This is a genomic window from Polaromonas sp. UC242_47 (assembly GCF_044452385.1).
Lineage (GTDB): Bacteria > Pseudomonadota > Gammaproteobacteria > Burkholderiales > Burkholderiaceae_C > Polaromonas.
This window is the reverse complement of sequence record NZ_JBIOAO010000001.1, coordinates 2,143,604-2,167,210: the sequence shown is the minus strand read 5'-3', so window position 1 is coordinate 2,167,210 and position 23,607 is coordinate 2,143,604. Positions and strand designations below refer to the sequence as shown.

22 protein-coding genes and 1 pseudogene are annotated in these 23,607 nt (G+C 62.2%); 4 read left to right on the top strand and 19 right to left on the bottom strand.

Annotated elements, in window-relative coordinates; translation table 11 throughout:
* Window positions 1–69 precede the first annotated feature (69 nt).
* Both ACHMXK_RS10635 and ACHMXK_RS10630 read left to right on the top strand, forming a co-directional pair.
* Window positions 70–951 carry a DUF3365 domain-containing protein gene (locus ACHMXK_RS10635; RefSeq protein WP_397440119.1) on the top strand — a complete coding sequence of 294 codons (882 nt, stop codon included), beginning with the start codon at window positions 70–72 and terminating at the stop codon, window positions 949–951.
* Between the two features lie 4 nt (window positions 952–955).
* Entirely contained in the window at window positions 956–3,076 is a 2,121-nt protein-coding gene (locus ACHMXK_RS10630; RefSeq protein WP_397440117.1) for a protein kinase, read from the top strand.
* Between the two features lie 46 nt (window positions 3,077–3,122).
* Here ACHMXK_RS10630 and ACHMXK_RS10625 read toward each other — a convergent pair whose 3' ends face one another.
* Entirely contained in the window at window positions 3,123–3,845 is a 723-nt protein-coding gene (locus ACHMXK_RS10625) for an ABC transporter ATP-binding protein (RefSeq protein WP_397440116.1), read from the bottom strand.
* Between the two features lie 19 nt (window positions 3,846–3,864).
* On the opposite strand from ACHMXK_RS10625, the gene ACHMXK_RS10620 reads away from it, so the two are divergent.
* Together ACHMXK_RS10620 and mnmH are read left to right on the top strand one after the other, a co-directional pair.
* A complete protein-coding gene (locus tag ACHMXK_RS10620; RefSeq protein WP_397440114.1) occupies window positions 3,865–4,557 on the top strand; it encodes an arylesterase in 693 nt (230 codons plus the stop codon).
* Entirely contained in the window at window positions 4,554–5,609 is a 1,056-nt protein-coding gene (mnmH, locus tag ACHMXK_RS10615) for a tRNA 2-selenouridine(34) synthase MnmH (RefSeq protein WP_397440112.1), read from the top strand. The genes ACHMXK_RS10620 and mnmH overlap by 4 nt, the downstream gene beginning before the upstream one ends.
* A 152-nt stretch (window positions 5,610–5,761) precedes the next feature.
* Here mnmH and ACHMXK_RS10610 read toward each other — a convergent pair whose 3' ends face one another.
* The 18 genes and pseudogenes from ACHMXK_RS10610 to rlmN form a co-directional block, all read right to left on the bottom strand.
* On the bottom strand, window positions 5,762–5,932 hold the full coding sequence (locus ACHMXK_RS10610; RefSeq protein ID WP_397440110.1) for a hypothetical protein: 171 nt from the start codon (window positions 5,930–5,932) through the stop codon (window positions 5,762–5,764).
* Between the two features lie 26 nt (window positions 5,933–5,958).
* Window positions 5,959–7,146, bottom strand: a complete 1,188-nt coding sequence (locus ACHMXK_RS10605; RefSeq protein ID WP_397440108.1) for a PLP-dependent transferase — start codon at window positions 7,144–7,146, stop codon at window positions 5,959–5,961.
* Window positions 7,147–7,333: 187 nt separating this feature from the next.
* Window positions 7,334–7,858 carry a phosphoribosyltransferase gene (locus tag ACHMXK_RS10600; RefSeq protein WP_397440106.1) on the bottom strand — a complete coding sequence of 175 codons (525 nt, stop codon included), beginning with the start codon at window positions 7,856–7,858 and terminating at the stop codon, window positions 7,334–7,336.
* 87 nt (window positions 7,859–7,945) lie between these two features.
* The gene (locus tag ACHMXK_RS10595; RefSeq protein WP_397440104.1) at window positions 7,946–9,295 is read right to left on the bottom strand and encodes an adenylosuccinate synthase; all 1,350 of its coding nucleotides are present in this window, start codon (window positions 9,293–9,295) and stop codon (window positions 7,946–7,948) included.
* A 56-nt stretch (window positions 9,296–9,351) separates the two neighbouring features.
* Window positions 9,352–10,566, bottom strand: coding sequence for an ATP phosphoribosyltransferase regulatory subunit (locus ACHMXK_RS10590; RefSeq protein ID WP_397440102.1), 1,215 nt, complete (start codon window positions 10,564–10,566; stop codon window positions 9,352–9,354).
* Between the two features lie 128 nt (window positions 10,567–10,694).
* Window positions 10,695–10,883, bottom strand: a complete 189-nt coding sequence (locus ACHMXK_RS10585) for a DUF2065 domain-containing protein (RefSeq protein ID WP_397440100.1) — start codon at window positions 10,881–10,883, stop codon at window positions 10,695–10,697.
* 6 nt (window positions 10,884–10,889) lie between these two features.
* On the bottom strand, window positions 10,890–11,792 hold the full coding sequence (gene hflC, locus ACHMXK_RS10580; protein WP_397440098.1) for a protease modulator HflC: 903 nt from the start codon (window positions 11,790–11,792) through the stop codon (window positions 10,890–10,892).
* 12 nt (window positions 11,793–11,804) lie between these two features.
* Window positions 11,805–13,247 carry an FtsH protease activity modulator HflK gene (gene hflK, locus ACHMXK_RS10575; RefSeq protein ID WP_397440096.1) on the bottom strand — a complete coding sequence of 481 codons (1,443 nt, stop codon included), beginning with the start codon at window positions 13,245–13,247 and terminating at the stop codon, window positions 11,805–11,807.
* 43 nt (window positions 13,248–13,290) lie between these two features.
* On the bottom strand, window positions 13,291–14,472 hold the full coding sequence (hflX, locus tag ACHMXK_RS10570; protein WP_397442499.1) for a GTPase HflX: 1,182 nt from the start codon (window positions 14,470–14,472) through the stop codon (window positions 13,291–13,293).
* A complete protein-coding gene (gene hfq, locus ACHMXK_RS10565) occupies window positions 14,469–14,771 on the bottom strand; it encodes an RNA chaperone Hfq (protein ID WP_318404667.1) in 303 nt (100 codons plus the stop codon). Before hfq ends, hflX begins: the two co-directional genes overlap by 4 nt.
* A gap of 17 nt (window positions 14,772–14,788) precedes the next feature.
* Window positions 14,789–16,132, bottom strand: coding sequence for a ribosome biogenesis GTPase Der (der, locus tag ACHMXK_RS10560; protein ID WP_397440093.1), 1,344 nt, complete (start codon window positions 16,130–16,132; stop codon window positions 14,789–14,791).
* Between the two features lie 33 nt (window positions 16,133–16,165).
* The gene (bamB, locus tag ACHMXK_RS10555; protein WP_397440091.1) at window positions 16,166–17,332 is read right to left on the bottom strand and encodes an outer membrane protein assembly factor BamB; all 1,167 of its coding nucleotides are present in this window, start codon (window positions 17,330–17,332) and stop codon (window positions 16,166–16,168) included.
* Window positions 17,329–18,039: a YfgM family protein gene (locus tag ACHMXK_RS10550; protein WP_397440089.1), complete on the bottom strand. Its 711-nt coding sequence runs from the start codon at window positions 18,037–18,039 to the stop codon at window positions 17,329–17,331. The genes bamB and ACHMXK_RS10550 overlap by 4 nt, the downstream gene beginning before the upstream one ends.
* A 52-nt stretch (window positions 18,040–18,091) precedes the next feature.
* On the bottom strand, window positions 18,092–19,399 hold the full coding sequence (gene hisS, locus ACHMXK_RS10545) for a histidine--tRNA ligase (RefSeq protein ID WP_397440087.1): 1,308 nt from the start codon (window positions 19,397–19,399) through the stop codon (window positions 18,092–18,094).
* A 7-nt stretch (window positions 19,400–19,406) separates the two neighbouring features.
* The gene (gene ispG, locus ACHMXK_RS10540; protein ID WP_397440085.1) at window positions 19,407–20,681 is read right to left on the bottom strand and encodes a flavodoxin-dependent (E)-4-hydroxy-3-methylbut-2-enyl-diphosphate synthase; all 1,275 of its coding nucleotides are present in this window, start codon (window positions 20,679–20,681) and stop codon (window positions 19,407–19,409) included.
* The gene (locus ACHMXK_RS10535; protein ID WP_397440083.1) at window positions 20,681–21,652 is read right to left on the bottom strand and encodes a helix-turn-helix domain-containing protein; all 972 of its coding nucleotides are present in this window, start codon (window positions 21,650–21,652) and stop codon (window positions 20,681–20,683) included. Before ACHMXK_RS10535 ends, ispG begins: the two co-directional genes overlap by 1 nt.
* Window positions 21,645–22,454: a type IV pilus biogenesis/stability protein PilW gene (gene pilW, locus ACHMXK_RS10530; RefSeq protein WP_397440081.1), complete on the bottom strand. Its 810-nt coding sequence runs from the start codon at window positions 22,452–22,454 to the stop codon at window positions 21,645–21,647. Before pilW ends, ACHMXK_RS10535 begins: the two co-directional genes overlap by 8 nt.
* Window positions 22,451–23,597 (bottom strand): annotated as a pseudogene (gene rlmN, locus ACHMXK_RS10525) (23S rRNA (adenine(2503)-C(2))-methyltransferase RlmN). Before rlmN ends, pilW begins: the two are co-directional and overlap by 4 nt.
* Window positions 23,598–23,607: the final 10 nt, after the last annotated feature.

Below are 23,607 nucleotides of genomic sequence, written 5' to 3'. Positions count from 1 at the left end.
TCCGCAAAGCATGGATGACCCGGCCCTAAGCCTAAAATGGTAACAAGACGTTTTTGTAACGAGGACGACATGGGGCTGCGGCTTAAATTCAATTTGGTGCTGATCGTCGTGTTTCTGGCCGGTTTTGCTGCGGTCGGCTTTGTCTCGCGCGAGCTGCTGCAGGAGAACGCGCGTGAAGAAGTGTTGCGCAACGCCCGCCTGATGATGGACACCGCGCTGTCGGTGCGCAGCTACACCGTCGAGCAGGTCAAGCCGCACCTGGACAAAGAACTCGAAGACCTGTTTTTGCCGCAAAGCGTGCCGGCTTATGCCGCCACCGAAACCCTGAACCAGTTGCAGAAAAAATACCGCGACTACGGTTACAAGGAAGCCACGCTGAACCCCACCAACCCGCGCAACCGGGCCACCGACTGGGAAGCCGACATCGTCCAGCAGTTCCGCCACAACGCGGAGTCCAAAGAACTGGTGTCCGAACGTGTGGGCGGCACCGGCCGCACCCTCTACATCGCCAAACCGATCCAGATCAGCAACGCCGCCTGCCTGCAGTGCCACAGCGTGCCCGCCGCAGCGCCGGCCAGCATGCTCAGGATTTACGGCGATGCCAATGGTTTTGGCTGGAAACACAATGAAATCATCGGCGCTCAGGTGGTGACCGTGCCCATGGACATCCCCATCCTGAACGCCGACCGTGCCTTCAAAACTTTCATGGCTTCGCTGGCCGGCGTGTTTGCGGTCGTATTTATCGCGCTCAACCTCATGCTGAGCTGGCTCATCGTGCGTCCTATCCGGCGCATGTCCCAGGCGGCCGACAAGGTCAGCACCGGCGATTTTGATGTGCCCGAATTTTCCGATGCGGGTCGTGACGAAGTCGCCGTGTTGGGCAGCTCTTTCAACCGCATGCGCCGCAGCCTGGAAAAAGCCATGCAGATGATTGAACGGGGCGGACACTGAGCCCATGAATGTTCTGCCAGACCCCGGTGTCCGGCCTGTGGCGGCCGGTGTGGACGCGGCCGCCCTGCCCGCCGGCCACACGGTGTTTGAGTACCGCATTGAAAAAATGCTGGGCGGCGGCGGCTTTGGCATCACCTACCTGGCGCACGACATCAACCTGGACCTGCCGGTCGCGATCAAGGAATATTTCCCCGGTGAGCTGAGCCTGCGTGCTTTGGATCTGTCGGTGCAAGTGCGCAGCCCTGGCAGCCAACAGCAGTTTCAGTGGGGGCTGGAGCGTTTTCTCGACGAGGCGCGTGCGCTGGCCTCGTTTCGCCACCCCAACATCGCGCGTGTGCTGCGTTATTTCCGGGAAAACGATACGGCTTACATCGTCATGGAGTACGAGTCCGGCGACCCGCTCAGACGCTGGCTGGCGCGTCAGCCGGCGCTGGATCAGGCCGGCCTGCTGAAGGTGATTTACCCGCTGATGGACGGGCTGGAAGCGGTGCACAAGCTGGACTTTTTGCACCGCGACATCAAACCCGACAACATCTACATACGCGCCGACGGCACACCCGTGTTGCTGGACTTCGGCTCGGCCAGGCGCACCACCGGTGAGCGCGATCTGACCCACGTCGTCAGCCCCGGTTTTGCGCCTTTTGAGCAGTACCACAGCCGGGGCAAACAAGGGCCGTGGAGCGACATCTATTCGCTGGGCGCGGTGATGTACTGGATGACCACCGGGCAAAAACCCGTGGAATCGATCGCACGTGTGCAGCATGACACCATGCCGGGCGCGCTGGCCCTGGGTCATGCCGCGAGCTTTGGCGAAGGGGTGTTGCGTGCCATCGACTGGGCCCTGAGCCTGGACGAAGCCGGCCGGCCGCAAAACGTGGCCGAGTTGCGCGCGGTACTGGTCGGTGTGGCCGCCGTGAGCCCCGCCGCCCCCGGATCTAAGCCCGGCAGCGGCGCCCTGGCCTTTGCCGCCAGCGCCCAGACGACTCCCGGTCACAGCACCGAGAGCCCGCGCAAAAACGTGCTTGGCACCGTGATGTATATCAACCTGGTGGCCAAATCCAGGCGTTCCATCGAGCAGCATGTGGAGCTCAAAGCGCGTTTCAACGAGCTGATCCTCAAGGCGCTCAAAGGGGTGCCCGAGGCCTCGCGCATCGTGATCGACACCCCGGATGGCGCGGCCACCTGTTTTCTCGGCGACCCGGAAGAGGCGCTGCAGTCGGCCCAGTTGCTGCGCGACCTGCTGCTGCAGAAATACGGGCAACTGCTGTCGCTGCGTATCGGTCTGCACCTGGGTCCCATGCGTATCGTGTTTGACGCCCAGCAGCGCGTCACGGTGGTGGGTGACGGCATCAACGTGGCCCAGCGCATCATGGACTTTGCGCAGCCCAACCAGATCGTGGTCTCGCGCGCTTATTACGACGTGATCTCGTGCGTCACCGACAACGCCGCCGGCATGTACCGCGCGTTGGGGCCACATCTGGACAAACACCTGCGCTCGCACGACATTTATGCCTTGCTGGAGCCTCAGGCTCGCGCCGCGCCAGCGCCGGTCGTGCCCAGCGAGGAGTTTGAAAACACCGCGTCCTTGTCCACGCTGGCGTCCTTGACGCCGGAAGTGGTGGTGGAGATCGAAACCGAGCTGGCCCGCAGCATTGGACCGCTGGCCAGGGTGCTGGTGAAAAAAGCGTTGCCGCGCAGTGTCAGTGCCCAGCGCCTGCGTGAATTACTCGCGGTGTCCATTCCCGACCCGAAAGCGCGCGAGCTGTTTATCCGTCCCGGGAACCACAACACCCAGCCCACGCCCTACCCCGACGGCCGGCATGAGCTCACCGCCCCGATCAGCCAACGCTGGGCAGACCGCAGCCAGCCGGTCAGCGCGAGCATCAGCGGACGTTCGGTCCCGCCGTCCTCGCCCTACTTCAGCGTCGCCGTGTTGGTACAGCTGGAAAAAGCCCTGACCCAAAGCATAGGCCCGCTGGCCAGAATGATCCTCAAACAGGAAGTGATGCGGCATCAGGCGCTGGAGTCGCTGCGCCAAGCCCTGGCGGCGCAGGTGGACTCCCCCGCCGAGCGCGAAAAATTCCTGGCTGCCACGCAGAAACTCCAGCAACCGCTACCCTATTGATAGCTGCTTGCGCCCGCCATTCGCGGGCTGGAGGCCGATTTGATACTCAAGAAGCAATGATTTGCCCGGCTTCCAGCGTGATACGCCGCTCGCAACGCGCCGCGATGCTGCGGTCGTGGGTCACCAGGACCAGCGTGGTGCCCAGTTCCTGGTTGAGCTCGAACATCAAGGCCATGACTTTTTCACCGGTGGCGAAGTCCAGGCTGCCGGTCGGCTCGTCGGCCAGCAGCAGCGCCGGCTGCACCACAAAGGCCCGGGCCAGCGCCACACGTTGCTGCTCGCCGCCCGACAAGACCTTGGGGTAATGGCCCAGGCGTTCACCCAGGCCGACACGTTTGAGCATCTCGGTGGCTTGCGCCCGTGCGTTTTTGGCGCCCGACAGCTCCAGCGGCAACATGACGTTTTCCAGCGCGCTGAGGTTGCCCATGAGCTGAAAGCTCTGGAACACAAACCCGACCTTCTGCGCGCGCAGCGCGGCGCGGTCGTCTTCACTGAGCGCAAACAGGTCCTGGCCGGCCAGTTGCACCGTGCCTTGGGTGGGGGTGTCCAGCCCGGCAATGATGGACAGCAGCGTGCTTTTGCCCGAGCCGGAAGCCCCGACAATGGCGGCAGTCTCCCTGGCTGCGAGTGCGAAATGAATATCGCGCAAAATAGTCAGGGTGCCGGTCGAGTCGCTCACACTCTTGAATACATGCTCCACGGAAATAATTGAAGAGGGAGAGGACGCGCATGCAGCGTCGTTCAGCACATTAACCGCGGGTTCAAACATGTCAGCCTTGTCAGAAAACTTGAGAACAGACTTTACCAAGCTTGCCCGCGCCGCGGCTGGCCGCCTGCTAAGACCTTTGGCCGCGCTGTTGCTGGCCGGACTGGCGGCCGGGCCTGGCTATGCCCAGGCGCCCGCCCCGGCTTCTTCTGCGTCCGGTGAAACCATTCTGGTGGTTGGTGATTCGCTGAGTGCCGAATACGGTCTCAAGCGCGGCAGCGGCTGGGTGCCTCTGCTTGAAAAACAACTGGCCCGCGAGAAAAAAACCGCCAAAGTCGTCAACGCCAGCATCAGCGGCGACACCACCTCCGGCGGCCGTTCGCGCCTGCCGGCCCTGCTGACGCAACACCAGCCGAGCACCGTGGTGATCGAGCTGGGCGGCAACGACGCGCTGCGCGGCCTGCCGCTGGACATGACCGAAAACAACCTGCGCGCCATGACCCAGGCCGCCAAAAAAGCCGGTGCCAAGGTGCTGCTGGTCGGCATGCAGGTGCCGCCCAACTACGGCGGCGACTACAGCGCGAAATTTTCCGGGCTGTTTGCCAACCTCGCCAAAGCCGAAAAAGTCGCACTGGTGCCCTTTTTCCTCAAAGGTATTGCCGATGTTGACGACGCCGTCGCCAACTTCCAGGCCGACCGCATCCATCCCAACGAACAGTCGCAGGCCCGTATGTTGGCCAATGTCTGGCCCGAACTGAAGAAACTCATCAAGTGACCCTGGAACGCATTTCCGCCGAGCAAGCGCTCGGCACGCTCGCCGATTATTCCCTCGTGATCGACGCCCGCAGCGAGGGTGAATACGCCGAAGACCACCTGCCCGGCGCCGTCAACTGGCCCAGCCTGCACGACGAGGAACGCGCCATCGTCGGCACCCGCTACAAACAGATCAGCCAGTTCGAGGCCAAAAAACTCGGTGCCGCGCTGGTCGCCAAAAACGTGGCCGAACATATCCAGCGCGAGGTGCTGGACAAAGCCCGCGAGTGGCAGCCGCTGATTTATTGCTGGCGCGGCGGCAAACGCAGCGGCTCGCTGGCGCTGATCCTGGATCAGATCGGGTTCAAGGTCACCCTGGTGGACGGCGGCTACAAGGCCTTCCGGGCAGCCCTGGTGGCCGATTTGCCGCAGCTGGCGGCACGTCACCACTACCAGGTGGTGTGCGGCCCCACTGGCGCCGGCAAAACCCGCCTGCTGCACGCCCTGGCGAAACAAGGCGCGCAGGTGCTGGACCTGGAGGCGCTGGCCAATCACCGCAGCTCGGTGCTGGGCCTGATTCCCGGCGTGGCCCAGCCCAGCCAGAAGGCTTTTGACAGCCTGATCTGGGCCGCCTTGCACCGCTTTGATCCGGCGCGCCCGGTGTTTATCGAAAGCGAAAGCAAAAAAGTCGGCAACGTCGCCGTGCCCGAAGGCCTGATCACGGCCATGCGGCGCAGCCCTTGCCTGCGCGTGGACCTGTCCGAAGCCGAACGTGTGGCGCTGCTGCTGGAAGACTATGCGTTTTTTGTCCAGGACATCGCGTTTTTCTGCGAACGCCTGGGCGCGCTGACCGAAGCCCGCGGCAAGGCCACGGTGGAAGACTGGCAGGCGCGTGCACGCAGTGGCGACGTCGCTTCGGTGGTGCAGGAGTTGCTGGTCAACCATTACGACCCAGCCTACCTGCAATCGATACGGCGCAACTTTGACCAGTATGAAACCGCCAGGGTGCTGGCACCGCGCGATCACACGGCGGACGCCATGAACGAACTGGCGCGCACCCTGCTGGCGGCCTGAGACGCCCCCAAAAAAAACAAGGCCCCGGGGGACAGAATGCCTGTCCCGGCGGAGCCTGTGCGGTGCAGTCGCTATCAATACAATAGCTGCTTGCACCCGTTGATCAAGGGCTGGCGCCCTCTCTCATTCAAATTTTCAGCGATATGCGCCCTTCAGGGTGCAGCATCCGTGGCGGGCGGTGTGCCACCTTCCTGGCCGTCCGTCCCCTCATCGTCCGGCAGGTCCGGCTTGCCTTCGGCTTTGCGTTTGAGTTTTTCCTCTTTTTTCTTCTTTTTGGCCAGCTCTTTCTGGCGTTTTTCGTAGGAATAATTGGGAGTTGCCACGGCGTACTTTCTTCAGGAATATAGCCCTAACTGTACTGCATCGCAGCCAGCGATTGGGCCAGGTCGGCCTGCAGGTCTGCAGCAGCCTCCAAGCCGATGGATAAGCGCACCAGACCGCCGGTATAAGGCCAGGGCGTGCTACGGATGGCGGGCACGTCATACGGCACACACAAACTCATGGGGCCGGCCCAGCTGTAACCCAGCTGGAACAGTTGCAAACGGTCACAAAAGCCATCGACCTCGGCCTGCGTGTAGCCCGGCTTGAAGACCACGCTGAGCAAACAGGCCGCCGCCGTGCAGTCGCGCCGCCAGACCGCGTGGCCGGGCGAGCCGGCCAGCGCCGGGTGTAACACCGCCTCGATCTGCGGCTGCTGCTGCAGCCAGGTGGCCAGCGTACGGGTGGCGTTGTCCTGCGCCGCATAACGCAAGGCCAGGCTGCCCAGGCCGCGCAAGACCAGTTCGACGTCGTTGCCGGCTACGCCGTAACCCAGGCGCATATGGCAAAAATGCACCAGTTGGTACAAGGCGTCGTTGCGCGTGACCACCGAACCCATCAACACATCGGCACCGCCGCTGGGGTATTTGGTCAGGGCCTGGACCGAGATGTCGGCGCCCAGGTCAAAGGCGTTGAAAGCCACACCCGCGCCCCAGGTGTTGTCCAGCGCGGTGACAATGCCGGCCGGATGCACGTCAGCATGCGCCTTGACCACCGCCACCAATGCCGGCAGATCGGGAAACTCCAGCGTGATCGAACCCGGCGCTTCCAGCCAGACCAGGCGGGTTCTGGCGCTGAGTTTGGCCGCCAGATCACTGGGCCGCATGGGGTCGTAATAGGCGTAACTGATGCCCCAGGCCCTCAGCTCATGCTCGGCAAAAGCCTTGTTCGGGCCGTAGGCGTTGTCGGGGATCAGCACCTCGTCGCCGGCCTTGAGCAGCGCCATGTCGACCAGCGCCACCGCCGCCAGCCCACTGGGAACCAAGGTGCAGAACTGACCGCCTTCCAGCGTGGCGATACGTTGTTCCAGCGTGAAGGTCGTGGGTGTGCCGTGCAGGCCGTAGGTGTAGCCGGTCTTGTGTTTCCAGTCGCGCTGGCGCAGGGCCGCGACACTGGGAAAAATAATGGTGGAAGCCTTGTGCACGCCCGGCTGGATGGACTCAAAACCGGATGGCGGCTGGTAGGCGTGGTGGATCAGTTGGGTGGAAATGTCGCTCATGCACGCATGTTAACGGCAGGCGGCCATGGATTGCGGGTCCAGCCCGCAATGACCAAGACAAGCACCCAGGGGACTTGTCCTCCCCGCCTTCCCAAGCAGGGGCCGCGGGTCTGGCTTCGCCAGCCCGCAGGCGCAGCGGCCCCCACGGGGGGCAGGAAGCTACACGCAGTGAGCGACCGTGGGGGCTCTAGATCTTCCACTTCTCCATGAGTTGCGCCGGCCGCATCGAATCGTAACTTTCGAAGGGCTGGTGAATCCAGGGGTTGGTCGCCAAAAACTCGACCGAATAATCCGCCTGGAAGGTGGACACACCCTTGGTCCAGATCACGGCGCTGCGCAGCTCGGAAATCGGCTCGTAGTTGTCGCGCAACTGGTTGATCACGGCATTCAGCGTGTGACCGGTGTCGGCCAAGTCGTCGACCAGCAAGACCTTGCCGGCGATCTCGCCCTGCGGGGTGGTGATGTAGCGGGCGATGTCCAGTTTGCCCTGCACCATGCCGGCTTCGGCACGGTAAGAGCTGGTGGACATGATGGCCAGCGGCTTGTCGAAAATGCGCGACAGGATGTCGCCCGGCCGCATGCCGCCGCGTGCCAGACACAGGATGGTGTCGAACTCCCAGCCCGACTGGTAGACCTTGAGCGCCAGTTTTTCAATCAGGTTGTGGTATTCGTCATAACTGACATAAAGGTGCTTGCCGTCTTCGGTCAACATGAAAAATACTCCTGATTAAATAGCTGTTAATGCCCGCAGATACTGGGCCAGGCCACGATTTGGCTTGAAACTTTTCTAAAAATGGACTTAAACCGCCGGCGCCGCGAACGGGTCGCGCAGCAAGATGGTGTGGTCGCGGTCCGGGCTGGTGGAAATCATGTGCACGGGCACGCCGGTCACATCTTCGATGCGTTTCAGGTAACGCTGGGCCGCGGCAGGCAGCTTGTCGTAGTCGGTCACACCCACCGTGCTCTGGGTCCAGCCCGGCAGGGTTTCGTAAATCGGCGTGCACCGGGCAATGTCGTCGGCACCCATGGGCAGGATGTCGGTGATGTGGCCGTCCAGCTCGTAACCTGTGCACAGTTCCAGCTGCTCGATGCCGTCCAGCACGTCCAGCTTGGTGATACACAAACCCGACAAACCGTTGACCTGCGCCGAACGCTTGAGCAGCGCTGCGTCAAACCAGCCACAACGGCGGCTGCGGCCGGTGGTCACGCCTTTTTCGGCGCCCACGGTGCTCATGTGGTAACCCGGCGTGCCAGGTGTTTCCCAGTCCAGCTCGGTCGGGAACGGGCCACCGCCCACACGGGTGCAATACGCCTTGGTGATGCCCAGGATGTAATGCAACATGCCGGGGCCGACACCCGAACCGGCGGAGGCATTGCCGGCCACGCAGTTGCTGGAGGTCACATAGGGGTAGGTGCCGTGGTCCACGTCCAGCAAGGTGCCCTGCGCGCCTTCAAACAGCAGGTTGGCGCCTTCGGCATGGGCGTCGTTGAGCTCGCGCGACACGTCGGCCATCATGGGTTTGAGCAACTCGGCGTGTTTCATGGCCTCGTTGTAGACCGTGTCGAAATCAATCGCTGGCGCATGCAGGTAACCGGTCAGCACGTAGTTGTGCAGGTCCAGCAACTCGCGCAGCTTGGTGGCAAAACGCTCGGGGTATTTCAGGTCTTGCACGCGCAGCGCGCGGCGGGCGATTTTGTCTTCGTACGCGGGGCCAATGCCACGGCCGGTGGTGCCGATCTTGGTCACGCCGCCTTTTTCGCGGAAAGCTTCGCGGGCGATGTCAATCGCTGCGTGGAAAGGCAGGATCAGCGGGCAGGCTTCGCTGATGCGCAGGCGCGAACGCACTTCGACGCCGGCTTTTTCCAGGCCTTCGATTTCTTCAAACAGCTTGGCCGCCGACAGCACCACGCCGTTTCCGATGTAACACTTGACGCCGGGGCGCATGATGCCGCTGGGGATCAGGTGCAAGGCGGTTTTCACACCGTTGATGACCAGCGTGTGGCCGGCGTTGTGCCCCCCCTGGAAACGCACCACGCCTTGCGAACTTTCGGTCAGCCAGTCGACCAGTTTGCCCTTGCCTTCGTCACCCCATTGGGTGCCCACAACCACCACGTTGCGTCCGGGGCTGGCGGCTAATGTTTTTGTCATCATTGGTTTACTCACTAAGAATGGATTGCGGAATGCGGGGTCGAACGCCGTGCCGGTCAGGCTGGCGTTTTGCCCAGGGGCTGGACCTGCCACTGGCCGGCCACGCTGGCCAGTTCGCGGTCACAGTAAAACTCGTCGACTTCATGTTCATGGCCGGGCAACACACAGGCCACGGTTTCGCCGCTGGCGCGCAGCTGGGCAATGGCGGCGCGCAGGCCGGCCTCTTCGCCCCAGGGTGCACGAATCGCAGCTTTCAGCGGTTTGGGCAGCAACACGCTGACCAGTTCCTTCAAATCCAGGCTGAAGCCGGCGGCCGGACGATTGCGACCGAACACCGCACCGACTTCGTCATAACGGCCGCCACGCACCAGCTCGGCACCCTGTGCACCCTCGCGCTGGCCATGGCCATAAATCGCAAAACGGGTGCCGCTGTAATAGGCGTAACCACGCAGGTCGGCCAGATCGAAGCCGATCTTGACCTCGCCGGCGAGGTTGCCGACATGGGTCGCCAGCCACTTCAAATTTTGCAGCGCCTTGAGCGCCTCGGGCACGGCCTGGAAGGCCTTTTCAGCCTCCAGCAAAACCTTCTCGTCACCATAAAACTGCAGCAGCGCCAGCAGGCCCTGGCGCGCGGCGGCGGAAATCTCGCTGCCCAGGCTGGTGCTCAGGCTGGCCAGCTCGCTGGCATCCTTGCCGGCCAGGGCCGCGTGAATCCGCGCCAGCATGGCGGGGCTGATTTTGGCGCCCGCCAGCAGGCTGCTGACAATGCGCACGTCGGCCATGTCCACCGACAGTTGCGTCACGCCGGCAGCGCTCAGCCCCTGCAACGCCAGCAACTGGGCTTCGAGGTCGGCTTCGAGTCCGGCATGGCCATAAATTTCGGCGCCAAACTGCAAAGGCTCACGTGTGGCGTAGGGCCGGTCGGCGCGGGTATGCACCACCGGGCCGCAATAACACAGGCGGGCTACGCCCTGGCGATTGAGCAAATGGGCGTCGATACGCGCCACTTGCGGTGTGGTGTCGGCGCGCAGGCCCAGGGTGCGGCCCGAGAGCTGGTCCACCAGCTTGAAGGTCTGCAGGTCCAGCGCTTCACCGGTGCCGGTGAGCAGGGACTCCAGATGCTCCATCAACGGGGGCATGACGAGTTCGTAGCCGTAGCTGCGGGCCGTGTCCAGAAACAAACGACGCAGTTCTTCGATGTGACGCGCCTCGGAAGGCAGGACATCGGCAATTTGATCCGGCAATTGCCATGATGACGACCAGGCGGGCATGTATTTATCGTGGGCTGTTAAAAACAGGATTTTACCGGGCTTGGACGCGGTTTCCGGCGCGCTCGGGAATTGGCAGCGAAAAGCAGGCCCAAATTCAGGCGCCTGCCCCTCGCGCCAGAGCCGGATGGTCAAAGCAAAAAAGCGATCCAGGCCAGGCCGGCGACGATGCTGCACAGGCCAAAAAAACGGATCTGGCCGTTGCTCAGCTTGAGGATTTGCTCAAACATGCGGCGCCAGCCGGCCGGCGAGAAAAACGGCAGCAGGCCCTCGATCACAAGCAGGCAGGCCAGCGCCAGCCAGAGCGTGCTGCTGTCCAAGGAGAATTACTTCTTGGCCGGGGCTGGGGCGGTACCGGAACCGGAACCGGAACCGCGCATGGCCTTGAAGAAGTCCGACGACGGGTCCAGCACCATCACGTCGCTCTTCTTGCTGAAGCTGGCCTTGTAGGCGTCCAGACTGCGGTAGAACTGGGCAAACTGCGGATCGCGGCCAAAGGCTTCGGCGTAGGTCCGCGCCGCCTCGGCATCGCCCTCACCCTTGATCTTCTGGGCATCGCGGTAGGCATTGGCAATCGTGATCTCGCGCTGGCGGTCGGCATCGGCGCGGATTTTTTCGCCTTCGGCAGCACCGGTGGAGCGCAATTCGTTGGCCACCCGTTTACGTTCGGCGTCCATGCGGCGATAAACCGACTCGGTGATGGCATCAACATAGTCCACACGCGTGATACGCACGTCGACCACGTCTATGCCCAGGGGCTTGGCTTTTGCAAGCACTTCGCGTTTGACGTCAGCCATCAAGGTCTCGCGTTTTTGCGACAACAAGTCCTTGAGGGTGTATTTGTTGATTTCTTCCTGGAAGGCATCACGCACCACCCGGTTCAACTGGTTGGCACCCGCACGTTCGTCCGTCCCGACATTGCGGATGTACTCGGACGGCTGGCTGATGCGCCAGCGCACATACCAGTCGATGACCACACGCTGCTTTTCGGCGGTATAGATAGGCTCCACATCGGTGCTGTCCAGCGTGAGCAGGCGCTTGTCGAGATAAGAGACATTCTGAAAAGGCGGCGGCAGCTTGAAATGCAAGCCGGGGTCGGTCACCACGGACTTGATTTCCCCCAGTGCATAGACCACACCAAACTGGCGTTGATCAACGACAAACAACATGGAACTGGCCAGCGCAAGCACGACCAGCAGCGACGAAGCGATAAATCCAACTCTGTTCACGGTATCTTCCTCTTAACGGGTGTCGCGGTCACGCGTACGGGACGCATCACGGGCACGTGAATCGGTGCTGGTGGCGGGCACATTGGGGATGGCGGGCGCGGCTGCGCCGGCGCCCGGCAACAAGCTTGGGTCACTGCCAGCGGCGGGACCACTTGCAACCGACTGCTGCATGATCTTGTCCAGCGGCAGGTACAACAGATTGGAACCCTGGCGCGAGTCGACCAGCACCTTGGTCACATTGGTGTAGACCTGCTGCATGGTGTCGGTGTACATGCGATCACGGGTCACCTGCGGCGCCTTCTGGTACTCGGTCAAGACGGAGCGGAAGCGCTGCGCGTCACCCTGGGCCTGCGCCACGATACGGGCCTTGTAGGCTTCGGACTCTTCCTTCAAACGGGATGCGGCCCCCACAGCGCGGGGGATCACGTCATTGGCATAAGCCTCGGCCTCGTTCTTGGCGCGTTCGCGCTCCTGGCCAGCCTTGAGCACATCGTCGAAGGAGGCCTGCACCTGCTCGGGCGGACGCACACCACCTTGCTGCAAGTTAACGGCAACCACTTCCACACCCACGCTGTAGCGATCCAGAATCTCCTGCATCAGCTTGCGCACCTGCGGCGCGATCTTGTCGCGGTCTTCGCCGAGCGCAGCGTCCATGCGCATCTTGCCGACCACTTCGCGCACAGCGGTTTCCGCCGCCTGCACCACGGCGCCGGCGGGATCCTTGCTTTCGAACAAATAGGCCCGGGCATCTTTCAGGCGGTATTGCACGGCGAATTTGATCTCGACGATGTTTTCATCGGAGGTCAACATGGCCGACTCACGCAGGCCGGTGGCCTTGATCACGTTATCGCGGCCCACGTCGACCGATCGGATTTGTGTCACCACCACGATTTCGTGGCGCTGCAGCGGATACGGCAGGCGCCAGTTGAAACCCGCACCCACGGTTGATTTGTATTTGCCGAACTGCGTGATCACGGCCTGCTGGCCCTCTTGCACGATGAAAAAGCCCGTGCCCAGCCAGATCAGGACAGCCACGCCGGCGATCAGGCCAACACCAATGCCGGCGCTTTTCATGTCGGGCTGGAAACCACCGGGGCCGCCATTGCCGCCGCCCATGCCGCCATTGCCACCGTTACCGCGCGCACGCTGACCCGCATTTTTGGCGCCACCGAACAAGCCACCAAGCTTGCGGTTGAAATCGCGCCACAACTCGTCGAGATCGGGCGGACCCTGGTTCGGACCCTGGCCTTGTTGACCCTGGGGACGATTCGGCGCCGGCGGCCGAACCGGGGCGTTTTCGTCGCGGCCAGCTTCCGGCTTGGATTCGTCGGGAGAAGCTTTGTTGTCGTCGTCGCGGCCCCAGCGTGGATCGTTCAGATTGAACATTCCTCGGGCGCCTTGCCTCAGGCGTCCCGGCAGGGTTGTCAGCGTCTGTAGCACAGGGTTCAGGTTCATGGAATCAAGCTCTTTTTTTTAATGACTTCGACATTGTGCCCAATCAGGCGACAGCCTCACTTATTGGGAGGGTATCTTCGACAGGCGGCAATGCGGCATGCCGCGCCAGCAACTCGCGCAGCAAAGGCAAACCTTCACCGCTCTGCGCACTGACAAACACCCGATCGACCCGCTTGCCGGTGTCGGAAAAGGCGTCCTTGATTTCAAAGCTGTCACTTAGCTGCAGCGGCCAGCGTGACTTTTCAAGGGCGTCCAGCTTGTTAAAGACCAGGATTTGCGGCACATCGGCCGCACCTATCTCGGACAACACGCGCTGCACTTCCTCGATCTGCTCCAGGTGGTTGGGATTGGCGCCGTCCACCACATGCAGCAACAAGTCGGCATCGGCCGCCTCTTGCAAGGTGGCGGCAAACGCGTCGATCAGTCCGTGTGGCAGGTCACGGATAAAACCCACGGTGTCCGACAAGGACACCGAACGTCCGGCATCGCCCAGATAGAGCTGCCGCGTCGTCGTGTCCAAGGTGGCGAACAGCTGGTCGGCCGCGTAGGCACGCGCCTTCACCAGGGCGTTGAACAAGGTCGATTTGCCGGCATTGGTGTAACCCACCAGCGAAATGGTGAAAGCGTTGCGGCGATCACGCTGTTTGCGCTGGGTTTGCCGCTGTTTTTTGACTTTGCCGAGGCGTTCTTTGGTGCGCTTGATGGCTTCGCCGATCATGCGTTTGTCCAGCTCGATCTGCTTCTCACCCGGGCCGCCGCGCAGGCCGGCACCACCGGTTTGCCGCTCCAGGTGCGACCAGCGCCTGACCAGCCGGGTCGACAGGTATTGCAGACGTGCCAGCTCGACCTGCAGCTTGCCCTCATGGCTACGTGCACGCTGGGCAAAAATCTCCAGGATCAGCAAGGTCCGGTCATTCACCGCCAAACCGAGCACCCGCTCGAGATTGCGCTGCTGGGCCGGGCTCAGGGATTGGTCGAACAGGATTTCGCTGGCGCCTGTCTCCAGGGCCAACATCTTGATCTCGTCAGCTTTGCCGCTGCCGATGAACAAAGCCGCGTCGGGCGCCTTGCGTTTGCAAGTGACACGGGCAACAGGCTGCAAACCCGCGGTCTGCGCGAGCAAGCCCAGCTCTTCAAGGCCGGCATCAAAATTGGGGTAGCCCAGATCAACCCCGACCAGGATGGCCAGGGGTGGTGTTGTCTGGGAGAAGTCCTGCGAACTCAGCTGGCTGGGCTTTCTTGAGATTCTGCTGCAGCAAAATTGACTGCACGACCGGGAACAATGGTTGAAATCGCGTGTTTGTAGACCATTTGCGTGACGGTGTTACGCAAAAGGACCACATACTGATCGAAAGATTCGATCTGGCCCTGAAGTTTGATACCGTTGACGAGGTAAATCGAAACCGGCACATGCTCACGGCGCAAAGTATTGAGGAAGGGGTCCTGCAAGAGCTGACCTTTGTTATTGCTCACGATATTTTCCGTGTTCAAGAGTTGATAGGGCTTCACCTTACCACAGCCCATAGGCTGTGGACGTCATCCTAGGTCGAATCTTTGTCCGCGTAAGGGTTGCTCGAGGATTTCATCTGGATGCGCAGCGGCGTACCCACCAGGTCAAACTCCTTGCGGAAGCGCCCCTCCAGGAAGCGCTTGTAGGCTTCGGTGACATGCTCCAGCGAATTGCCGTGAATAATGATGATGGGCGGATTCATGCCGCCCTGGTGCGCGTAACGCAGCTTGGGGCGGAACATGCCGGCCCGCTGCGGGCTCTGGAACTGCACCGCTTCCAGCAACAGGCGCGTGAGCACCGGCGTGGACATCTTGCGGGTTGCCGACGCATGGGCCTGGATGATGGACTTCCAGACCGGACCCAAACCTTGGCGCTTGATGGCCGAAATATTGTGGATGGTGGCAAATTTCAGGAAAGACAGGCGGGTTTCGACGGAACGCTCCAGGATTTCCCGCTGGTAGCTGTCCACGGCATCCCATTTATTCACGGCCAGCACCACCGCGCGGCCGCTTTCCAGGATGTAACCGGCGATATGGGCGTCCTGGTCGGTCACGCCCTGGGTCGCATCCAGCAGCAACAAGACCACATTGGCGCTTTCGATGGCCTGCAGGGTCTTGACGACGGAGAACTTCTCGATCGCCTCAAATACCTTGCCCTTGCGCCGCAAACCGGCGGTATCGATCAGCTCGAACTTCTGGCCGGCGCGCTCGAAAGGCACGGAAATCGCGTCACGTGTGGTGCCGGGCTGGTCAAACGCCACCAGACGCTCCTCACCCAGCCAGGTGTTGATCAGGGTCGATTTGCCGACGTTGGGACGCCCGGCGACGGCCAGCTTGATCACAGACGGATCGACCTGCGGGCCGTCTTCGTCGGGATCCGGCAGGTTCAGCGGCTGCAGCGCCAGTTCAACCAGCGTGCGCATGCCCTGCCCGTGCGAAGCCGACACCGGCAGTATTTCGCCCAGGCCCAGCTCAAAAAACTCGGAGAGCTGCACGCCCTCGGTCATGCCTTCGGCCTTGTTGGCGGTCAGCACCGTCGGTTTGCCCAGCTTGCGCAAATAACGTGCGATTTCGTGGTCCTGGGCATTGACGCCAGCTCGGGCATCCACCACAAACACCACGACGTCGGCCTCAGCCACGGCCTGCCGCGTCTGCTTGGCCATTTCCTTGTAGATGCCTTCGATGGCGTCGGGCTCGAAGCCGCCGGTATCGATAACGATGAACTCCTGCGAGCCAAGCCGGCCGTTGCCGTAATGGCGGTCCCGCGTCAAACCGGCGTAGTCGGCCACAATCGCATCCCGCGATTTGGTCAGCCGGTTAAAAAGTGTCGATTTCCCAACATTGGGACGACCGACCAGGGCAATTACAGGTTTCATCAATACATTTCACGACCACAAAGGCCGGTTGAATTATTCAGGCGCGAAGCCGTAAACGGTGCCGGAGCGCGTCACCGCGACCAGCGTGTTGGCCGCCAGCACCGGGGAAGCCGCCACGGGCGAGCCGTCGGTAGTGAGCCGATTTAACAGGGAACCATCGGCGCGCGACAGCATGTGGATAAAGCCGGCAGAGTCGCCGATGGCGACCGAACGGCCCACCACCAGTGGCGCCGTCAGGCTGCGGTAATGCAGGCGGTCCGTGCTCCAGGCATTTTCGCCGTCGGCGCGGCGCCAGGCCAGCACCCGGCCATCGGATTCGGTGCCAAAGACAAACTGGTCGTCGCCGTCAATACCTTGCGCGCCGTTGGCGGGTTTGCTCCAGAGCAAGGTGCCACGCGCGGCATCCACGCAGCCCACGCTGGCCTGGAAGGCCCGGGCACAGACCGTGTTGCCGGTGCGGCTGACGGAACCGACCAGATCGACCAGGCGCTCCACGTCGTTGATACCGCGCGGCGAGGCAATCGGGGCCTCCCAGCGAATGCTGCCATTGAGCGGGTTCAACCCGGTCAGGCGGCCGGCCAGGCCCACCACCAAGGTGTCGCCGACGGCCAGCATCACGCCACCCTGGCGCAGCACCAGCGGCTCACTGGGACGTTGCTGGGACCAGAGCTTGCGACCGGTCTGACCGTCAAAGGCATTGACCGAACGGTCGGCGGCCAACACAAAAACACGGCCACCGGCCACAAACGGCGAGGTAAAAGCCTGGGCCGAGAGTTTTTGACGCCAGATTTCACGGCCGCCAGCCAAAGCCACAACTTCATTGCCGCGGGTGACCACGGCGGCCACTTTGCCGTCGCTGCCGACACCGGCTGCAATCGGCGTGCCGATGTTGGTGCGCCAGACATCACGGCCGGTACGCGCATCGAGTGCAGCAACCGCACCATCGGTGCTGGCCACCACCACGGTGTCACCCGCCACCTCGACTTCGAGGGGGAAGCTCACCTCACCGATACGTGCACTCCAGGCCAGCTTGGCCGGGACCAGCGCCACCACCGGTTGCAGTTCGGCCGCCTGGGGCTTTTTGCTCGAGCTGCTGAAAAAGCCGCTGAACATCGAGCAGCCCGACAAAGACGCTATTAAAACAATAGCTACTGGCGCTCGAACAGCAAGGGCCAAAGGCCTGAAAGACTTGAAAATCACGGCTTCACCTCGGTCACGGACGCGGAAGACGCTGCAGCAACGGCCGCAGTGCTGGGCAATGTCGCCGACGGGTTCACACCCAGCGCATTGAGCTTGACCTCGACCAGGCGCCGGTATTCGGTGCGGTCGTCCATGCCCTGGTAGGCTTTTTCATACTCAGCCTTGGCTTCGCTGTTTTTACCTTGCGCGGTGAAGACGTCACCACGGCGATCGGCCACCAAAGCGGTGAAATCTTTCGGGAAGGCGCCGGACAGCTGCTTGAGCGCGTCGTCGTAAGCCTTGGCCTCGACCAGCACACCGGCCAGGCGCAATTTGGCGATGGCCTGATAACCTTCGTCGGCGCTTTTGCCGGCGACCCATTCCAGGGAGGCTTTGGCCGCGTCGATATTGCCCTTGTCGTAATAAGTCTTGGCCGCGAGCAGGCCGGCTTGCTGGGCAAACGCCGTGCCGCCGAAACGCTCCTTCATGTCGGCCAGCGCGCGCTCCACCCGGGTGGCATCACCCGAAGCGGCAGCCCGTTCCACCTCGTCGTACATGACGGCGGCCTGCGCTGCCTGGCTGCGCTGCCAGTAGTGGTAGCCGTTCCAGGCCGCCACCGCACCCAAAACGACAATCAGCGCCCAGGTGATCAAGTTGCCGTATTGCTTCCAGAAGTGTTTCAGCTCGTCAAGCTGTTCCTGCTCTTCCAAATCGAGATGTTTTGCCATATAGCTCTTCTTGTTCTGTTCAGTGATTTGTGTTGATTGTAGGGGGCGGCCGTCAGCCGCCTGTGCGCAAGCCCTGCGCCCACGAGGGAATATTGTCCAGCGGCTGCAGCACTTGGGCCTGCGCGGCCTCGGCCTTGTCGCCGCGCAAGGCTTTCACGGCCACGCGGCCCTCGGCCAGCTCCGCTTCGCCAAAAATCAGGGCGAAACGCGCGCCACTGCCATCGGCTTTTTTGAACTGTGACTTCATGCTGCCCATGCCGTCCGCGCCACTGGCATGCATTTGCACATTGACGCCGGCGGTGCGCAAGGCTTCGCAAGCCGCCATCGCGGTTGGCATGACCTGCGCCGACGGCACGATCGCGTAGACGTCGGGGGCGCTCTCGGGTGGCTGCACGCCGACCGCCTCGAGCAGCAGCAGCATGCGCTCCACGCCCATGCCCCAGCCGACCGCCGGCGTTGGCTTGCCGCCCAGTTGCTCGAACAGGCCGTCATAACGGCCACCACCGCAAACCGTGCCCTGCGAGCCGAGCTTGTCGGTGATCCATTCGAACACGGTGAGGTTGTAGTAATCCATGCCGCGCACCAGGCGCGGGTTGATGCGGTAGGACTGGCCAGCTGCGTCGAGAACCGCACGCACCGCGTTCAGGTGCGCAAGCGAAGCCTCGCCAAGGAAGTCCATCAGTTGCGGCGCCGCTTCGACGATCGCCTGCATGGCCGGATTTTTCGTGTCGAGTATGCGCAATGGGTTGCTGTGCAGCCGGCGCCTGGCGTCCTCGTCCAGCACATCGGCGTGCGCCTCGAAGTGCGCGATCAGCGCGGCCCGATGCGCCATGCGCTCGCCCGGCTGGCCCAGGCTGTTCAATTCGAGCCGCACATGTTCCATCGGAATGCCGAGGTCGCGCAGCAGCGCACGGCACATCAGAATCTGTTCGGCGTCCACATCCGGCCCGGCAAAACCAAGCGCTTCGACGTCGATCTGGTGAAACTGGCGATAACGCCCCTTCTGCGGCCGCTCATGGCGAAACAGCGACACCGCCGACCAGACCCGCATCGGCCCGTTGTACAGCGCGTTGTGCTCGACCATCGCGCGCACAATGCCGGCCGTGGCCTCCGGGCGCAGCGTGAGCCTGTCGCCATTCATCGAGTCCACGAAGGAATACATTTCCTTTTCGACGATGTCGGTCACCTCGCCGAGGCCGCGCACAAACAGCGCCGTCGGTTCGACGATAGGCGTGCGCACGTTGGCATAGGCATAACGCGCCATCAGCGCGCGCACCTTGGCTTCGAACCATTCCCAGCGCGCCGAATCAGGCGGCAATATGTCGTTCATGCCTTTGACGGCAGTAAGTTTTTCAGCCATGAGTTAGTTAAACGGCCTGGGCGACGGCTTGCGTGCCAAAGCGCTTTTCAATGTAGTTTTCGACAATAACCCGGAACTCCTGCGCAATCCGGTCGCCGCGCAGGGTCACACTTTTCTCGCCGTCAATATAGACCGGAGCCGCCGGCGCTTCACCGGAGCCCGGCAGGCTGATGCCGATGTCGGCATGTTTGCTTTCACCCGGGCCGTTGACGATGCAGCCCATGACCGCAACCTTGAGTTTTTCGACACCGGGATATTGCGCCCGCCAGACCGGCATCTGGGCACGCAGGAAATCATCGATTTCTTTGGTCAGTTCCTGGAAGGTGGTGCTGGTCGTGCGGCCGCAGCCGGGACAGGCCGTCACGCTGGGCACAAAACTGCGCAGACCCAGGGCCTGCAGAATTTCAGAGGCGATCAGCACTTCCTGGGTACGCGCTTCGCCGGGCTGGGGCGTAAGCGAGACACGAATGGTGTCGCCAATGCCTTCCTGCAGCAACACGGCCAGGGCGGCGGCGGAAGCCACCGTGCCTTTGGTGCCCATACCGGCTTCGGTCAGGCCCAGGTGCAAGGCGTAACGCGAGCGTTTGGAGAGTTCGCGGTAGACCGAAATCAAATCCTGGACACCGCTGACCTTGCAGGACAGGATGATCTGGTTTTTGTCCATGCCCAGTTGTTCGGCCAGCACGGCAGAATCGATGGCCGAGGTGATCAGCGCCTCGTACATCACCTGTTTGGCATCCCAGGGCTGGGCCCGGCGGCTGTTTTCGTCCATCAGACTGGCCAGCAGTTCCTGGTCCAGGCTGCCCCAGTTGACGCCGATACGCACCGGTTTGTTCCAGCGCACAGCCGCTTCAATCATCTGGCCAAACTGCCGGTCGTGCTTGTCGCCCTTGCCCACATTGCCCGGGTTGATGCGGTATTTGGACAAAGCCTCGGCGCAAGCCGGGTAGTCGGTCAACAGGCGGTGGCCGTTGTAGTGAAAGTCGCCGATCAGCGGCACATCGATGCCCATGCGATCGAGCTGCTCGCGGATATAAGGGACCTGCTGCGCAGCTTCGGGGGTGTTGACGGTGATACGCACCATCTCCGAGCCGGCAATCGCCAACTCCTTGACCTGGATGGCGGTACCGATCGCGTCCACCGTGTCGGTGTTGGTCATGGACTGCACACGCACAGGCGCGTCACCCCCCACCGTCACCACACGTGAGCCCCAGACCACACGGGCCTGCGACGAGACACGCGCCTTGGGCGCTGCCACTTCAATCGGTAAACAAGCGGTCACTATTTCACCTCAAACCGTGCAACGTTGTCTTTGCTCACGGCGTTCAAATCGAAAGCCTGGCCACGTACCTGCACCAGTGTGGCGTCAACCCGGCCCACCACGGCGGCCAGAGGCAAGGCGCCCGACGCGCTGGCCGCTTCTCCGGCGGCCAGGGTACGGCGCAAAACCACCATGCCTTTGGCATCGGTGACTTCGACCCAGGATGATCCTTTGGCCGTGAACACAATGATGCCGGCGGCTGCGGCCGGCACCTGTACCGCCGCAATGGACGCCGCAGGAGGCGGGACTGCAGGAGCGGCGACAGCCAACACGGGCGCAGATACCGGAGCGGCCGGCAATGTGGGCGCAACCACCACTGCTTCAACCGGACGGTCCGGGACCGCAGCGTTGGCGCTGCCCGGCACATCCACAGTGGTCGTGACAACACCCGGGGAGGCAGGCTGAGCTGCCATCTGCCCCGAATCCGCGGCAGGGACGGCGGCCAGCACGTCCGTCTTGAGTTGCAACTGCATCGCCGGCAAAAAGATCAGCACCAGGGCACCCAGCAGCAAAAGCAGACCGACCAAAACGGCAGGACGGGACACGTGCGCCCACAAGGAGGGGCCCGGCCCGTCGCTGGGGGCACGGAAAGGGGTGTTGATGCTGGGGCCTTGCTCACCGACACGCGACTTGCCGGTTTGCGGCAACAATGCCAACACCGGCGCAGCATCAATCTTGAGGGTGCGACAAACGCTGGAGGCCAGCGCACGAACAAACACCGAATCGGGCAATTCGTCCAGCCTGTCGGACTCCAGCGCTTCCAGTTTTTTCACCGGCACCTTCAGAGCCACCGCCAGCGCGGCGATGTGCAGGCCGGCGGCCTCGCGGGCCTGCCGCAGCACGGTGCCGGCGCTTGCTGTTGATAGATGAGACAAGGATTCCCCTTGTGTCATGGCGTTATGGCCCGGCAACTGGCCATCGAACTCACTCATTAAAAGCCCCTCTGTCATAGGCGGCCGCTTCGCGCGACTGCCCGAAGCGTTTTCTCAATTGACCGGCCAGCTGCGTCATCGCGTCACGATCACCCAGGCTGCGCTCCACCTTGATACCCAGCCAAAGGGTTTCCGCATTGGCCAGATCGCTGTTGTTCAAACGACGAATGTAAAACTGCGAACGTGTGAGGTCGCCGCGCAGGAATAACAGGTTCGCCAGGTTGTAACCCGTCAGCGGATTGCCCGGGTCCAGCTCGTAAGAACGCGACAGGCTGCGCTCGGCTTCCGCACGCTGGCCTGCACGTTCCTGGCAAAGACCTTGCGTCATCAACGTTTTGGCCTGTCCCTCATAGGAGGGTGTGGCAATGGCGCGTGTAAAGGTGGCGACGGACTCGCTGTAGCGGCCTTGCTGGCACAAGAGCCAGCCGTAGTTGTGCAACACATTGCCATCGCGCGGATTCAGCGTCATCGCGCGGCGGAAACTGTCTTCCGCCAGCACGTTGTCGTTCAGGCGCATGTAGACCAGACCACGCAGGTTGTGCGCGTCGGCATACGTCGGGTCGGCGCTCAGCGACTGCTTGAGTTCATCCAGCGCCACATTGGTCTGACCCTGCTGGAAATAATTGGCGGCCAGCTCCAGGCGAATGCGGGCGCGTTTGCGGCCATCGGGCTCGTCCGATTCGGTGACGATCTCCGGGTGCCCGCTACCGGCCGCCGGCGCGCCCGCATGGCCCGCACAGCCAACCAGCAGCACGGCCGCCCAGCAGGCAGAAAGCCACATGGCGTTGCGGACAAGCTTCATACACCGGCCTCTTTGGTAACGATTTTGATGCCTTTGAGCATACCTTGCCGCTGTGACGCCATACGTTGCTCCACGCCGGTCCGGTCCTGCACATCGCCCGCCAGTTGGCCGCAGGCCGCGTCGATGTCGTCACCCCGGGTTTTACGCACGGTGGTGACCATGCCGGCATCCATCAGGATTTTGGCAAAAGCCATCACCTGCGGCATGTCCGAACGTTTCAGGCCCGAGGCCGGAAATGGATTGAAAGGAATCAGGTTGAACTTGCAGGACAGGCCGCTGACCGCATGCCGCTGCATCAAGGCCACCAGTTGGCGCGCATGTTCGGGCTGGTCGTTCACGCCGTCAAGCATGCAATATTCAAAAGTGATGAAATCCCGGGGGGCTGCCACCTGGTAGCGGCTGCAGGCGTCCAGCAGTTCGGCAATCGGGTATTTTTTATTCAGCGGCACCAGGTTGCTGCGCAGCTCGTCTTCAGGCGCATGCAGCGACACCGCCAGGGCCACCGGGCAGTCTTGCGCCAGGCGGTCAATCATGGGAACCACACCCGAAGTCGAAACCGTCACACGCCGGCGCGACAGGCCGTAGCCATGGTCGTCCAGCATCACACGCAAGGCCGGCAGCAACTGCGAATAATTTTGCAAGGGCTCGCCCATGCCCATCATCACGACATTGGAGACGACGCGTTCGTCCTTGCCGAGGTGCTTACGCAGAAAATGTTCGGCAAACCAGAGCTGGCCGAGGATCTCGGCGGTGGTCAGGTTGCGGCTGAAGCCCTGGTGGCCCGTCGAGCAAAAACGGCAGCCCACGGCGCAACCCGCCTGCGATGAAATACACAGGGTGCCGCGATCGGATTCGGGAATAAAAACAGTCTCAATGACATCGCCGGCACCGACGTCGAACAGCCATTTGATGGTGCCGTCGGCCGAATCGTGGCGTGACACCACCTTGGGGCCGGCAATATGTGCCGATGCGGGGAAGTTTTTCGCGCAGGGACTTGGCCAGATCGGTCATCTGATCGAAACCGGTCGCGCCTTTTTGATGAATCCAGCGGAAAAGCTGGGTGGCCCGAAAACGTTTTTCACCGAGCTGCTCGCAAAAGGCAGCCAGCCCATCCAGATCGTAATCAAGCAGGTTGGTTGTCATTGCGGGAAAG

What these genes read in the sequence shown, in the direction of transcription:
- hfq (WP_318404667.1), bottom strand. Translation starts at nt 14,771, where the DNA reads ATGGGCTGTGGTAAGGTGAAGCCCTATCAACTCTTGAACACGGAAAAT.
- ACHMXK_RS10630 (WP_397440117.1), top strand. Translation starts at nt 956, where the DNA reads ATGAATGTTCTGCCAGACCCCGGTGTCCGGCCTGTGGCGGCCGGTGTG.
- hisS (WP_397440087.1), bottom strand. Translation starts at nt 19,399, where the DNA reads ATGGCTGAAAAACTTACTGCCGTCAAAGGCATGAACGACATATTGCCG.
- der (WP_397440093.1), bottom strand. Translation starts at nt 16,132, where the DNA reads ATGAAACCTGTAATTGCCCTGGTCGGTCGTCCCAATGTTGGGAAATCG.
- hflK (WP_397440096.1), bottom strand. Translation starts at nt 13,247, where the DNA reads ATGAACCTGAACCCTGTGCTACAGACGCTGACAACCCTGCCGGGACGC.
- ACHMXK_RS10590 (WP_397440102.1), bottom strand. Translation starts at nt 10,566, where the DNA reads ATGCCCGCCTGGTCGTCATCATGGCAATTGCCGGATCAAATTGCCGAT.
- ACHMXK_RS10600 (WP_397440106.1), bottom strand. Translation starts at nt 7,858, where the DNA reads ATGTTGACCGAAGACGGCAAGCACCTTTATGTCAGTTATGACGAATAC.
- ACHMXK_RS10595 (WP_397440104.1), bottom strand. Translation starts at nt 9,295, where the DNA reads ATGACAAAAACATTAGCCGCCAGCCCCGGACGCAACGTGGTGGTTGTG.
- ACHMXK_RS10535 (WP_397440083.1), bottom strand. Translation starts at nt 21,652, where the DNA reads ATGAGTGAGTTCGATGGCCAGTTGCCGGGCCATAACGCCATGACACAA.
- pilW (WP_397440081.1), bottom strand. Translation starts at nt 22,454, where the DNA reads ATGAAGCTTGTCCGCAACGCCATGTGGCTTTCTGCCTGCTGGGCGGCC.
- ACHMXK_RS10625 (WP_397440116.1), bottom strand. Translation starts at nt 3,845, where the DNA reads ATGTTTGAACCCGCGGTTAATGTGCTGAACGACGCTGCATGCGCGTCC.
- ACHMXK_RS10550 (WP_397440089.1), bottom strand. Translation starts at nt 18,039, where the DNA reads ATGGCAAAACATCTCGATTTGGAAGAGCAGGAACAGCTTGACGAGCTG.
- ACHMXK_RS10605 (WP_397440108.1), bottom strand. Translation starts at nt 7,146, where the DNA reads ATGAGCGACATTTCCACCCAACTGATCCACCACGCCTACCAGCCGCCA.
- ACHMXK_RS10635 (WP_397440119.1), top strand. Translation starts at nt 70, where the DNA reads ATGGGGCTGCGGCTTAAATTCAATTTGGTGCTGATCGTCGTGTTTCTG.